This window comes from Allobosea sp. GW821-FHT09G06 (genome assembly GCF_059416005.1).
Genome location: NZ_JBWKOI010000002.1, coordinates 803,022 through 814,508, shown reverse-complemented (window position 1 = coordinate 814,508; position 11,487 = coordinate 803,022). Strand labels below are relative to the sequence as shown.

Sequence of the window (11,487 nt, the reverse complement as noted above, 5' to 3'; positions counted from 1 at the left end):
ATCTGCGCAGCAGCACTGACGTGCTGCGGCGCGTGCGGGACGACACCCGGTCAGAGCGACTTCACGTAGTCCTGGTACTCGGCCTCGTTCATCAGGGCGTCGAGCTCGCCGGCGTCCTTGATCTTGATCTTGAGGAACCAGCCCTTGCCGGCCGGGTCCTCGTTGACGGTGCCGGGCGCGGCCTCGAGCTCGCCATTGACCTCGACGACCTCGCCGGAAACCGGGGCATAGACCTCGGAGGCGGCCTTGACGCTCTCGACCACCGCGGCTTCGCCGCCCTTGGCCAGCGCCTTGCCGACGCTCGGCAGCTCGACGAAGACGACGTCGCCGAGCTGCGACTGGGCATAATCGGAAATGCCGACGGTGCCGACGTCACCCTCGATACGGATATATTCGTGGTCCTTGCTGTAGCGGGTCTCGGCCATGGTTTCCTCCTGGCGTCAGTTGTCTGGAAAAGGGTTCAGCGCTTGTAGCCGTTCGGCACGAAAGGCATCGTCGCCACGACGGCCGGCAGCGGCTTGCCGCGCACGATCAGGTTGAGCTGCGTGCCCGGCGCAGAATGAGCCTTGGCGACATAGCCCATGGCGCAGGGGCCGTTCAGCGTCGGGCCGAAGCCGCCGGAGGTCACGACGCCGATCACCTCGCCCTCGGGCGTTGCGATCTCGGTGCCCTCGCGGGCCGGAGCACGGCCTTCCGGCTTCAGGCCGACGCGGATGCGCGAAACGCCTTCCGCCAGCTCGCGCTGGACGCGCGCCGCGCCGGGGAAGCCGCCTTCCTCGCGGCGGCGCTTCTGGATCGACCAGTTGAGCGCGGCCTCGATCGGCGAGGTCGTGGTGTCGATGTCATGGCCGTAGAGGCACAAGCCGGCTTCGAGGCGCAGCGAATCGCGGGCGCCCAACCCGATCGGCTTGACGTTGCCGTCGAGCAGCAGCGTGTCCCAGATCTCGCCGATCTTGTTGGCGGCGGCGGAAATCTCGTAGCCATCCTCGCCGGTATAGCCGGAGCGGCTGACATTGGCCTTGATGCCCGCGACCTTCATGGTGCGCGAGGACATGAAGCCCATCTCGGCCGCTTCGGGAGCGATGGCGGCAAGAGCCGCCTCGGCGCCCGGACCCTGCAGCGCGATCAGACCGCGATGCTCGGCCTTGACCAGCTTCACATTGGCCGGCAGGCGCGCCTCGATATGGGCGTAGTCGGCATCCTTGCAGGCGGCGTTGACGACGACATAGAGCGCGCCGTCCTCGTCGGGATCGAGCGAGCGCGTCACCATCAGGTCGTCGAGGATGCCGCCCTCCTCGTTGAGGAGCTGCGAATAGCGCTGCTTGCCAGGCGCGAGATTGACGATATCGGCGGGGATCAGCGCTTCCAGCGCCTTCGCCGTCGTCTCGTGATCGGGGCCGATCAGGAAGCACTGGCCCATATGCGAGACGTCGAAGAGCCCGGCCTTCTCGCGCGTCCAGTTATGCTCGGTCAGGATGCCGCTCGGGTACTGCACCGGCATATCGTAACCGGCGAAGGGCACCATGCGGGCGCCGAGCGCGACATGGCGCGCATGCAGCGGGGTCTTTAGCGGCGCGGCAGCGCCGGCGGTATCGGTAGTGGCCTCGGCAGCCATGGCATGCCCCTCCCAGAGTCAAGCGCAAGCCCCGGACGACAGTGTCCGGAACGCGCCCCCTCTGTCTCGGCACCTGAGAGATTTCCCCGCCCGACCCATAAGATCGGACGAGTTACACCCGTCGGTGGGCGGACATCGCTGCCCGCCGCTTTCCAGAGCGCCAAATCCCCAGCGGCCCTTTTGCCTGAGCGTTTCCGGGGCGGTTGCGCCTTCGGCGCCGGGCTCGAAACCCGGTCTCTCCCGCGGGGATATGCGGCTTCGGCACAGATACAAGACGCGCCGGTTGAGTCAATCGGCGCGCCGTCGTCTTTTACGGCAAAGCCGCCTTAATCAGCGGCGCCGCCGTGCCGGAGCGGCAGGCCCGCCGCCGCCCAGGCCGACGAAGATCTCGACGTCGCCCTTGCCGGCCGGCACCATGATGCCTTCCTCGACATGGATGAAATCGGCGCCGCTCTGCCCGGAGGGAATCGACGCGCCGACGCGCGCGCTGCGCTTGCCGAGGACGGTCGTCCCGCGCATCACCGTGGTCGTCAGCGTGGCGCCATAGCTACCCGGGCTGCCGGCCGGGCCGAGCAGCACGCGCCCCTCGACGCCGACCTTGAGGCGGAACGTGCCGTTTCCGGTCGCGGTGCACTCGCGCGCGACGTTGGTGATCGAGATCTGATAGCGCAGGCCGCTCGAATCCTGTCCCGCCTGGGCGCGGATCGCGGCGCCGCCATCGGAGATGATGACCTCGGGGCAGACCAGCGTCGCGTCAACATCGTCTTCCCGCGGCAGCTGATCGGCCGGCGGCGGCGTGGTGGACTGGAACATCACGACGTTGAGCGCGGTGTTGCCGCCGGATGACATCGATCCGCAACCGGCGAGGCCGAGGCACAGCAGCGGCAAGGCAAGCCAGCGGCTCGCGAACAGAGTCTGGTCGATCACGGCAACGCCTCCACGCCCGGGCCGAAGCCATTGAGGGAAACGGGCACGCCCACCCCCTCTTCCGGCGTCTGAAATACGATGAAAGTCGCGCTCTTGCCGCCCTTGAGCTGGCCAAGCAGGGCATCGTCCATGACGACCTCCGCCACGCAACCGGTGGTCAGGCAGCGCACGAAGCCGGCGCGGCCGATATCCTTGTCGTCGATCTTGAGGCCGAGGCCCGAGGGCAGAAGCACGCCGAGGGGAGCCACGACGCGCAGGAGCCTGCTCTTCTGATCGGCCGTCTTCAGCACGATGACGAGAAGCGTCAGGTTGGGCCGGTCCTCGGCGGCGACGTTCTGGACGAGCGCGCATTGCTCCGCCTTGGCGCCCGGCGGCACCTCGCAGCGCATCTGCCAGTCGCCATGTGTGGAGCGCACCGCGCCCTGCGCGAAAGCGGAGCCGGCGGCGAGGCTCGTCCCCATGAGCGCCAGCGCCAGGGCGCCTGCCGCTCCGATGATCCTCATCATCCCTGCCATCCCTTTCAAACCGGTCCTTGAAACCGCAGCAGAAGCGCAGAATTCAGGCAAAACGCCGACCGCGCCAGAGAATCCCGCCGCTCCTCAACATAAAACGCGTTCGGACCATGCAGGGTGGGTCCTGTCAAGGCGGAACGCCGGCCCAGGAGCCTCGTCAAGGCCTCGTGCGATTTTGCCGCACTGTGGATGGGGGCAGTCTTCATTGCCCCTCTGGCGCAAGCGTGATCTTTGATTTATCGCAATCTCGAAGAATGAGGCGACTTCACGGTCGCCCCTTCATGCGTGGGGCAAAGCCGGTCGGCTCCCAGGCAAGTCGATTGAGGAGCATGTCGGATCGATGCGATTTCTGAGCAGGACCTTTGCAACAGCGGCCGCCACGGCCCTTGCCGTCGCAGCGCTGGCGACCGTCCCGGCGATCGCCGGCACCGGCATGCCGTCCCCCTGGCAGATGAACCTGCAGGGCGCGGTCACGCCCGTCGCCGAGTTCATCCACTGGTTCCATGACTGGCTGAACATCATCATCACCATCGTCACGCTCTTCGTGCTGGCGCTGATGATCTATGTCGTCTTCCGCTTCAACGAGAAGGCGAACCCGGTTCCCTCCAAGACCACGCATAACGCCCTGCTCGAGGTGGCCTGGACCGTGATCCCGGTTCTCATCCTCGTCGTGATCGCGATTCCCTCGTTCCGCCTGCTCAAGCTGCAGCTCGAGGTGCCGCAGTCCGACATGACCCTAAAGGTCACCGGCAACCAGTGGCGCTGGACCTACGAGTACCCGAAGGAGAGCGGCGGCTTCACCTTCGATTCGCTGATGCTGAACGAGGAAGAGCGCGCCAAGGCGATCGCCAGCAAGCGCATCGCCGAGGCCGAGGCGCCCCGCCTGCTCGCCGTCGACAACGAGGCCGTCATCCCGGTCGGCAAGATCGTCCGCGTCCAGGTCACCGCTTCCGACGTCATCCACAAGTTCACGGTTCCGTCCTTCGGCATCAAGATCGACGCCATTCCCGGCCGCCTGAACGAAACCTGGTTCAAGGCCGAGCGCGAAGGCATCTATTACGGCCAGTGCTCGTTCATCTGCGGCCAGGACCACGCCTATATGCCGATCGCCGTCCGCGTCGTCAGCCAGGAGCGCTATGCCGCCTGGCTCGCGGAAGCGAAGCAGAAATTCGCCAATGCCGAAGATGCGGGCAGCAAGTTTGCTGCCGCGTCCAAGTAAGTCGCCGAGGAGAAGAACGATGGCAACAGCGGCTCACGCTCACGGCCATGACGAGGCCCATCACGCCAATCCGACCGGATGGCGCCGGTGGCTCCTGTCGACCAACCACAAGGACATCGGCACGCTCTACCTGATCTTCTCGATCATGGCGGGCCTCGTCGGCGGCTTCCTCTCGATCATGATGCGCATCGAGCTGCAGCAGCCCGGCCTGCAGATCTTCGCCAACGGTCAGAGTTACAACGTCTTCGTCACCGGCCACGGCCTGATCATGATCTTCTTCATGGTCATGCCCGCGGTCATCGGCGGCTTCGGCAACTGGTTCGTGCCGCTGATGATCGGCGCGCCGGACATGGCCTTCCCGCGCATGAACAACATCTCGTTCTGGCTGACGGTCGCCGCCTTCATCCTGATGATCATCTCGATGTTCGTCGAGGGTGCGCCGGGCGCCAAGGGCGTCGGCACGGGCTGGACGGTCTATCCGCCATTCTCGACATCCGGCCACCCCGGCCCGTCGGTCGATTTCGGCATCCTGTCGCTGCACCTTGCCGGTGCCGCCTCGATCCTGGGCGCGATCAACTTCATCACCACGATCCTGAACATGCGCGCGCCGGGCATGACCATGCACCGCATGCCGTTGTTCGCCTGGGGCGTGCTGGTCACGGCGTTCCTGCTGCTCCTGTCGCTGCCGGTCCTCGCCGGCGCGATCACCATGCTGCTGACGGACCGCAATTTCGGCACGACCTTCTATGATCCGGCCGGCGGCGGCGATCCGATCCTGTACCAGCACCTGTTCTGGTTCTTCGGCCACCCCGAAGTGTACATTATGATCCTGCCGGCCTTCGGCATCGTCAGCCACATCATCTCGACCTTCTCGAAGAAGCCGATCTTCGGCTATCTCGGCATGGCCTATGCCATGGTCGCGATCGGCGTCGTCGGCTTCATCGTGTGGGCGCACCACATGTACACCGCCGGCCTGTCGCTCAACACGCAGCGCTATTTCGTGTTCGCGACGATGGTCATCGCGGTGCCGACGGGCATCAAGATCTTCTCCTGGATCGCGACGATGTGGGGCGGCTCGATCCGCTTCACCGCGCCGATGGTCTGGGCGATGGGCTTCATCTTCCTGTTCACCGTCGGCGGCGTCACTGGCGTCGTGCTGGCCAATGCCGGCGTCGACCGCTCGCTGCACGCGACCTATTACGTCGTGGCACATTTCCACTACGTGCTGTCGCTCGGCGCGGTGTTCGGCATCTTCGCGGGCTTCTACTACTGGTTCCCGAAGATGAGCGGCTACGTGATCCCGGACTGGATCGGCACGCTGCATTTCTGGGTCGCCTTCGTCGGCGCGAACCTGCTGTTCTTCCCGCAGCACTTCCTCGGGCTCGCCGGCATGCCGCGTCATTATGTGGACTATCCGGACGCCTTCGCGGGATGGCATTTCTGGTCGTCGATCGGTTCCTACATCTTTGCCTTCGGCCTGCTGATCTTCTTCTACGGCCTCGTGGTCGCCTTCACGAAGAAGCAGCTCGCCGGCGACAATCCGTGGGGCGAAGGTGCGACGACGCTGGAGTGGACCCTGTCCTCGCCGCCGCCGTTCCACCAGTTCGAGACGCTGCCGCGCATCACCGGCTCGGACCACTGAGATTTGAGGCGGCGGGCTTCAGGGCCCGCCGCCGCCCTTCCCCCGAGCGCTCCAAGGAGCGTTCCGGAGACGGGCGGCAACCACGCCGCGAAGACCCCGCGCCCACGGGCGCCGTTCACAAGAGTACGAAGACGATCCAACTGATGTCTGCTGCGTTCGAGACCCGCACCGAGAGCCTGACAGCCTCCACCGGCGAAGCGCGTGACTTCTTCGCGCTGCTGAAGCCGCGCGTGATGTCGCTGGTCATCGTGACGGCGCTGACCGGCATGGCCACCGCGCCGGGCTCGGTGCATCCCGTGCTCGGCCTTGCCGCGCTGCTCGCGATCGCGGTCGGGGCCGGCGCGTCCGGCTGCCTCAACATGTGGTACGACGCCGATATCGACGCGCTGATGAGCCGCACCGCCAAGCGGCCGATCCCGTCGGGCCGCATCCTGCCCTCGGAAGCGCTGGCCTTTGGGTTGACCCTTTCGATCGGCTCCGTGCTGGTGCTCGGGCTTGTCGCGAACGCGCTCGCAGCGGCGATGCTCGCCTTCACCATCTTCTTCTACGCCGTCGTCTATTCGATGTGGCTGAAGCGCTGGACGCCGCAGAACATCGTGATCGGCGGCGCTGCCGGCGCCTTCCCGCCCATGATCGGCGAAGCGGTCGTGACCGGCGATTTCGGCTGGCATTCCATCGTATTGTGCGCGATCATCTTCCTGTGGACGCCGCCGCATTTCTGGGCGCTCGCACTGGTGAAGTCCGGGGACTACGCCCGCGCCGGCATCCCGATGATGCCGAACGTCGCCGGCCCCGCAGCCACCCGCCGGCAGATCGTGCTCTATTCGCTGATCATGGCGCCGGTCGCTGTCCTGCCGGCGCTGATGGGCTTCGGCGGCCTGCTCTACCTCGCCGTCTCGGTCTCGACCGGCCTCGTCATGATCGCGCTGTCGATCCAGGTCTGGCTGCGGACCGAAGGCCCCGCCGCGACCAAGGCCTGCTGGTCGCTGTTCGGCTTCTCCATCCTCTATCTGTTCCTGCTCTTCGCCGTGCTGATCGTCGAGAACGGCTTCGGGCTGATGTGGGCGCTGCCGAAGGTGATCGGATGAGCGAGCAGCGTCAGCAGCAGATCACCCCCGCCCCGTTCTCGCCCGAGGACATGGCGCGCCGTCGCCGCCGCTCCATCGCGCTGGCGCTGGTGCTCGGCGGGCTCGTGATCTTCTTCTTCGTGGTCACGCTGGTGAAGACCGGCCCCGCGATCCTGAACCGGCCGCTGTGATGACGGCGCCCGCCCCCCAGCAACGCAAGGGCAATCCGGCGCGCACCGCGCTGATCTGTGCCGGCGTCGCCTTCGGCATGCTCGGCGCCTCCTTCGCGGCGGTGCCGCTCTACGATCTCTTCTGCAAGGTCACCGGTTTCGGCGGCACGCCGATGATCGGAACGGCCGGCGCCGGAAAGATCCTCGACCGGACGATGGCGGTGCGCTTCGACGCCAATGTCGCGCCGGGGCTCGGCTGGAAATTCGAGGCGGAAAGCCCGGAGATCAAGGTCAGGGTCGGCGAGACCCAGACCGTGTTCTACAAGATGACGAATCGCTCGGACCGTACGGTCACGGGCATCGCGAGCTATAATGTCGCGCCCGAGAAGGGCGCGGCCTATTTCGTCAAGATTCAATGCTTCTGCTTCACCGAGCATACGCTGAAGCCCGGCGAGAGCTTCGAGGCGCCGGTGGTGTTCTATATCGACCCTGAAATCGCCCAGAACCGCGAGCTCGACGGGGTCCACGCCATCACGCTGTCCTACACCTATTTCGCCTCCAAGTCGGGCCAGCCCGTCGCGGAGGACAAGGCCGGCCCCGTCAAGGGTGACGCGGGCAATCCGAAACTGTAGAACCACGCTAGACCACGAGCGCGGACAAAAAGCCGTACGCGGAGACTGAATACGATGGCCGGGGCCCATACGAAGCACCACGATTACCACCTCGTCGATCCGAGCCCGTGGCCGCTCGTCGGCGCCGCCAGCGCGACGATCATGGCGATCGGCGCGGTGATGTGGATGAAGGCCATGCCGGTCGGCGGCATGCATATCGGCCCGCTCGTCTTCGGCGCCGGCCTGCTCGGCGTGCTCTACACCATGCTCGCCTGGTGGATGGACGTGGTGCGCGAGGCCGAGAAGGAAGGCCACCACACCCGCGTCGTCCAGATCCATCACCGCTACGGCATGATCATGTTCATCGCCTCCGAGGTGATGTTCTTCGTCGCCTGGTTCTGGGCCTATTTCGACGCCAGCCTCTTCGCCGGCGAGCACATCAACTACCTGCGCTACGACTTCACCGGCGGGCACTGGCCGCCGAAGGGCATCGAGACCTTCGATCCCTGGCACCTGCCCCTGCTCAACACGCTGATCCTGCTGACCTCGGGCACGACCGTGACCTGGGCGCATTACGCCCTGATCAACAACGATCGCGCCGGCCTGAAGCAGGCGCTGTGGCTGACCGTGATCCTCGGCGTCCTGTTCACGATCTGCCAAGCTTACGAGTATTCGCACGCCACCTTCGCCTTCAAGGGCAACATCTACGGCGCCACCTTCTTCATGGCGACGGGCTTCCACGGCGCGCATGTCATCATCGGCACGATCTTCCTGGCGGTCTGCCTGTACCGGGCCTATCTCGGCCACTTCAAGCCGAACCAGCATCTCGGCTTCGAGTTCGCCGCCTGGTACTGGCACTTCGTCGACGTGGTCTGGCTGTTCCTGTTCGCCGCGATCTATGTCTGGGGCGCGGGCGCGCCTGCCGCCGGACATTGACGCCGCTGACCGCGCTCTCGCGGTATCGTCTGAAGAAAGGCGGCCGCGAGGCCGCCTTTCCTGCTTAGGCCCTTTGATTTTGCATCGGCTTTCCCGAAAACCGCATTCCAGTTTTCGGGGCGATGCTCTGGGAGGCTGCAATGGCCGGTCCTGAACCTACACTGCCCTCCCCTTATTCGACGGGGCTGGCGGGCCGCTGCCCGCGCTGCGGCGAGGGCGCACTGTTCGACGGCTTCCTCAAGCTCAAGCCGCGCTGCAATGCCTGCGGGCTCGACTACAAGTTCGCCGACTCGGCCGACGGCCCTGCCGTCTTCATCATGCTGATCGCCGGCTTCGTCGTGCTGGGCGCCGCGCTCTATGTCGAAATCGCCTATGAGCCGCCGATCTGGCTGCACATGCTGATCTGGCTGCCACTGGCCATCGTGCTCTGCCTCGGCCTGCTCAGGCCGATGAAGGGGCTCGCCGTCGCCCTGCAATATGCCCATAAGGCCGAGGAAGGCAGACGCGAATCGTGACCTCCGTGTCGTCTCCCGCTCCCCGCAGGCCCGGATTGCTGCTGCCGACGCTGCTAACCGTTATCGGCACGGTGGTGCTGTGCACGCTCGGCACCTGGCAGCTCCAGCGCATGGGTGAGAAGCACGCCTATATCGACCGCCTTCAGGAACAAGCGGCAGGAACCCCTGCCCCGATGCCGCCGAGCGCGGGATGGGCGAAGCTCGATCCCGCCGCGCTCGACCTGACCCATGTCGTTGCCAAGGGCAGCTTTATCGATGACCGGATCGCCGGCGTGCGCACCACGATCGCCGCCGGCCCGCCCGGCAGCCGGCAGTTGTCCGGCTTCGGGCGCTGGGTCTTCCAGGCGTTCAAGCTGGAGGATGGCGGCGTCATCCTGGTCAATCGCGGCTTCGTGCCGGAAGGCCGGCTCGGCCAGGTTGGCCCGGCCAATGGCCCCGACACGATCAAGGGCTTCCTGCGGGCACCGGAAGCCCGCAACAGCTTCACCCCGCAGGACCTGCCGGCCATCCGCGAGTTCTACACGCGCGACCCCGCCGCGATCGCGGCATCGCTCGGCCATCCGCCGGCGCCGTTCTATCTGGAAGCAGCCCGCGAGGGCGACGGCATGACGCCACCGGCCGGGGTCGATGTCCGCGAGCTGATCGCCCGCATTCCGGACAACCACCTGCAATATGCGCTGACCTGGTTCGGGCTCGCACTGACGCTGCTCGGGGTCTTCGCCGCCTGGGTCTGGCAGACGCGAAAGGGCACGGCGGCAGGCTGAGCGCCAACGGTTTTGCCCAAAGCGCCGGACCGGCCTATAGCATCAGGCTGAGATCACCGAGGCCAAGATCGTGCTGCATATTTCCACCCGGGGTGAAGCCCCGGCGCTGAGCTTTTCCGATGCGCTCCTGACCGGGCTCGCCCGCGACGGCGGACTCTATCTGCCGCAGAGCTGGCCGACGCTTTCGACCACGGAAATCGCTGGTTTCGCCGGCAAGCCCTACACGGCGGTCGCCGAGCGCGTGCTCGGTGCGCTCACCGACGGAGATATCGAGAGCGGCACGCTTTCGGGCATGATTCATCAGGCCTATGCCGGCTTCCGCCATCCGGCCGTCTGCCCGCTGACGCAGATCGGCGACAATCTCTTCGTGCTGGAGCTGTTCCACGGCCCGACGCTCGCCTTCAAGGACGTGGCGATGCAGTTGCTCGGGCGGTTGATGGACCATGTGCTCGGCCAGCGCGGCCAGCGCGCGACCATCGTCGGCGCGACCTCTGGCGATACCGGCGGGGCGGCCATCGACGCCTTCAAGGGGTTGAAGAGCGTCGACGTCTTCATCCTCTATCCGCAGGGCCGCGTCTCGGACGTGCAGCGCCGGCAGATGACCACGGTCGATGCCGACAACGTCCATGCCATCGCGGTCGAGGGCACCTTCGACGACTGCCAGAACCTCGTGAAGGCGATGTTCAACCATCACGCCTTCCGCGACGAGATCGGGCTCTCTGGCGTCAACTCGATCAACTGGGCGCGTATCGCGGCGCAGGTGGTCTATTACTTCACGGCCGCCGTCTCGCTGGGCGGACCGGGCCGGAAGGTCTCCTTCACGGTCCCGACCGGCAATTTCGGCGATATCCTCGCCGGCTGGGTCGCCAAGCAGATGGGCCTGCCGATCGAGCGGCTGGGCATCGCGACCAACAGCAACGACATCCTGGCGCGCACGCTGGAGACCGGCGCCTATGAGATGCGCGGCGTCCATGCGACGACCTCGCCCTCGATGGACATCCAGATCTCCTCGAATTTCGAGCGGTTGCTGTTCGAAGCCCATGGCCGTGACGGCGCAGCCGTCCGCCGCCTCATGCAGTCGCTGCAGCAATCCGGCCGCTTCGAGATCGCCAGCGAGGCGCTCCAGCGCATCCGCAGCGAGTTCGACGCGGCCTCGCAGAGCGAGGACGAGATCGCGGGCGAGATCCGGAGGAGCTGGAACGAGGCCGGCTATCTGCTCGATCCGCATACGGCGATCGGCGTGGGCGCCGCGCGGCAGGCCCTGAAGCGCGATTCCGCGACGCCGATGATCGTGCTCGGCACGGCCCATCCCGCGAAGTTCCCGGCTGCAGTGAAGGCAGCGAGCGGCGTCGAGCCGGCGCTTCCGGCCCATCTCGCCGATCTGATGGAACGCAAGGAGCGCGTGACGCTGCTGCCGAACGACCTCGGCACGATCGAGACCTTCGTGCGCGAGCATGCACGGGCCGTGCGCGGGGCAGCAGCGTGAGCGCGACCGCCCCGGTGGACGAG

General features: G+C 66.2%; 13 protein-coding genes and 1 riboswitch. Of the genes, 9 read left to right on the top strand and 4 right to left on the bottom strand.

The window, feature by feature from the left end; genetic code table 11:
- Positions 1-50 precede the first annotated feature (50 nt).
- From gcvH to AC07NY_RS14005, 4 genes are all read right to left on the bottom strand, one after another.
- Positions 51-425, bottom strand: coding sequence for a glycine cleavage system protein GcvH (gene gcvH, locus AC07NY_RS14020; protein WP_336809746.1), 375 nt, complete (start codon positions 423-425; stop codon positions 51-53).
- Between the two features lie 35 nt (positions 426-460).
- Positions 461-1,615, bottom strand: coding sequence for a glycine cleavage system aminomethyltransferase GcvT (gene gcvT / locus AC07NY_RS14015; protein ID WP_494584338.1), 1,155 nt, complete (start codon positions 1,613-1,615; stop codon positions 461-463).
- Between the two features lie 162 nt (positions 1,616-1,777).
- A riboswitch (glycine riboswitch) is annotated at positions 1,778-1,868 on the bottom strand.
- A 77-nt stretch (positions 1,869-1,945) separates the two neighbouring features.
- Positions 1,946-2,542, bottom strand: coding sequence for a hypothetical protein (locus AC07NY_RS14010; protein WP_494584337.1), 597 nt, complete (start codon positions 2,540-2,542; stop codon positions 1,946-1,948).
- Positions 2,539-3,057: an invasion associated locus B family protein gene (locus AC07NY_RS14005; protein WP_374678976.1), complete on the bottom strand. Its 519-nt coding sequence runs from the start codon at positions 3,055-3,057 to the stop codon at positions 2,539-2,541. The genes AC07NY_RS14010 and AC07NY_RS14005 overlap by 4 nt, the downstream gene beginning before the upstream one ends.
- Positions 3,058-3,394: 337 nt before the next feature.
- On the opposite strand from AC07NY_RS14005, the gene coxB reads away from it, so the two are divergent.
- The 9 genes from coxB to thrC all read left to right on the top strand — a co-directional run bounded on the left by coxB (position 3,395) and on the right by thrC (position 11,464).
- The gene (gene coxB, locus AC07NY_RS14000; protein ID WP_492284259.1) at positions 3,395-4,273 is read left to right on the top strand and encodes a cytochrome c oxidase subunit II; all 879 of its coding nucleotides are present in this window, start codon (positions 3,395-3,397) and stop codon (positions 4,271-4,273) included.
- 19 nt (positions 4,274-4,292) lie between these two features.
- A complete protein-coding gene (gene ctaD / locus AC07NY_RS13995) occupies positions 4,293-5,915 on the top strand; it encodes a cytochrome c oxidase subunit I (RefSeq protein WP_492284260.1) in 1,623 nt (540 codons plus the stop codon).
- Positions 5,916-6,058: 143 nt separating this feature from the next.
- Positions 6,059-7,003, top strand: a complete 945-nt coding sequence (locus tag AC07NY_RS13990; RefSeq protein WP_492284261.1) for a heme o synthase — start codon at positions 6,059-6,061, stop codon at positions 7,001-7,003.
- Entirely contained in the window at positions 7,000-7,173 is a 174-nt protein-coding gene (locus AC07NY_RS13985) for a cytochrome c oxidase system small membrane protein (protein WP_494584336.1), read from the top strand. The genes AC07NY_RS13990 and AC07NY_RS13985 overlap by 4 nt, the downstream gene beginning before the upstream one ends.
- Positions 7,173-7,784, top strand: coding sequence for a cytochrome c oxidase assembly protein (locus tag AC07NY_RS13980; RefSeq protein WP_494584335.1), 612 nt, complete (start codon positions 7,173-7,175; stop codon positions 7,782-7,784). The genes AC07NY_RS13985 and AC07NY_RS13980 overlap by 1 nt, the downstream gene beginning before the upstream one ends.
- A 54-nt stretch (positions 7,785-7,838) precedes the next feature.
- Positions 7,839-8,699 carry a cytochrome c oxidase subunit 3 gene (locus AC07NY_RS13975; RefSeq protein WP_492284264.1) on the top strand — a complete coding sequence of 287 codons (861 nt, stop codon included), beginning with the start codon at positions 7,839-7,841 and terminating at the stop codon, positions 8,697-8,699.
- A 140-nt stretch (positions 8,700-8,839) separates the two neighbouring features.
- Positions 8,840-9,214, top strand: a complete 375-nt coding sequence (locus AC07NY_RS13970) for a DUF983 domain-containing protein (RefSeq protein ID WP_494584334.1) — start codon at positions 8,840-8,842, stop codon at positions 9,212-9,214.
- The gene (locus tag AC07NY_RS13965) at positions 9,211-9,978 is read left to right on the top strand and encodes an SURF1 family protein (RefSeq protein ID WP_494584333.1); all 768 of its coding nucleotides are present in this window, start codon (positions 9,211-9,213) and stop codon (positions 9,976-9,978) included. Before AC07NY_RS13970 ends, AC07NY_RS13965 begins: the two co-directional genes overlap by 4 nt.
- A gap of 70 nt (positions 9,979-10,048) precedes the next feature.
- On the top strand, positions 10,049-11,464 hold the full coding sequence (gene thrC, locus AC07NY_RS13960) for a threonine synthase (protein ID WP_494584332.1): 1,416 nt from the start codon (positions 10,049-10,051) through the stop codon (positions 11,462-11,464).
- Positions 11,465-11,487: the final 23 nt, after the last annotated feature.

Bases quoted from the DNA above. Each gene is read 5' to 3' on its own strand.
- gcvH (WP_336809746.1), bottom strand. From the start codon at position 425: ATGGCCGAGACCCGCTACAGCAAGGACCACGAATATATCCGTATCGAG.
- gcvT (WP_494584338.1), bottom strand. From the start codon at position 1,615: ATGGCTGCCGAGGCCACTACCGATACCGCCGGCGCTGCCGCGCCGCTA.
- AC07NY_RS14005 (WP_374678976.1), bottom strand. From the start codon at position 3,057: ATGGCAGGGATGATGAGGATCATCGGAGCGGCAGGCGCCCTGGCGCTG.
- coxB (WP_492284259.1), top strand. From the start codon at position 3,395: ATGCGATTTCTGAGCAGGACCTTTGCAACAGCGGCCGCCACGGCCCTT.
- ctaD (WP_492284260.1), top strand. From the start codon at position 4,293: ATGGCAACAGCGGCTCACGCTCACGGCCATGACGAGGCCCATCACGCC.
- AC07NY_RS13990 (WP_492284261.1), top strand. From the start codon at position 6,059: ATGTCTGCTGCGTTCGAGACCCGCACCGAGAGCCTGACAGCCTCCACC.
- AC07NY_RS13985 (WP_494584336.1), top strand. From the start codon at position 7,000: ATGAGCGAGCAGCGTCAGCAGCAGATCACCCCCGCCCCGTTCTCGCCC.
- AC07NY_RS13980 (WP_494584335.1), top strand. From the start codon at position 7,173: ATGACGGCGCCCGCCCCCCAGCAACGCAAGGGCAATCCGGCGCGCACC.
- AC07NY_RS13975 (WP_492284264.1), top strand. From the start codon at position 7,839: ATGGCCGGGGCCCATACGAAGCACCACGATTACCACCTCGTCGATCCG.
- AC07NY_RS13970 (WP_494584334.1), top strand. From the start codon at position 8,840: ATGGCCGGTCCTGAACCTACACTGCCCTCCCCTTATTCGACGGGGCTG.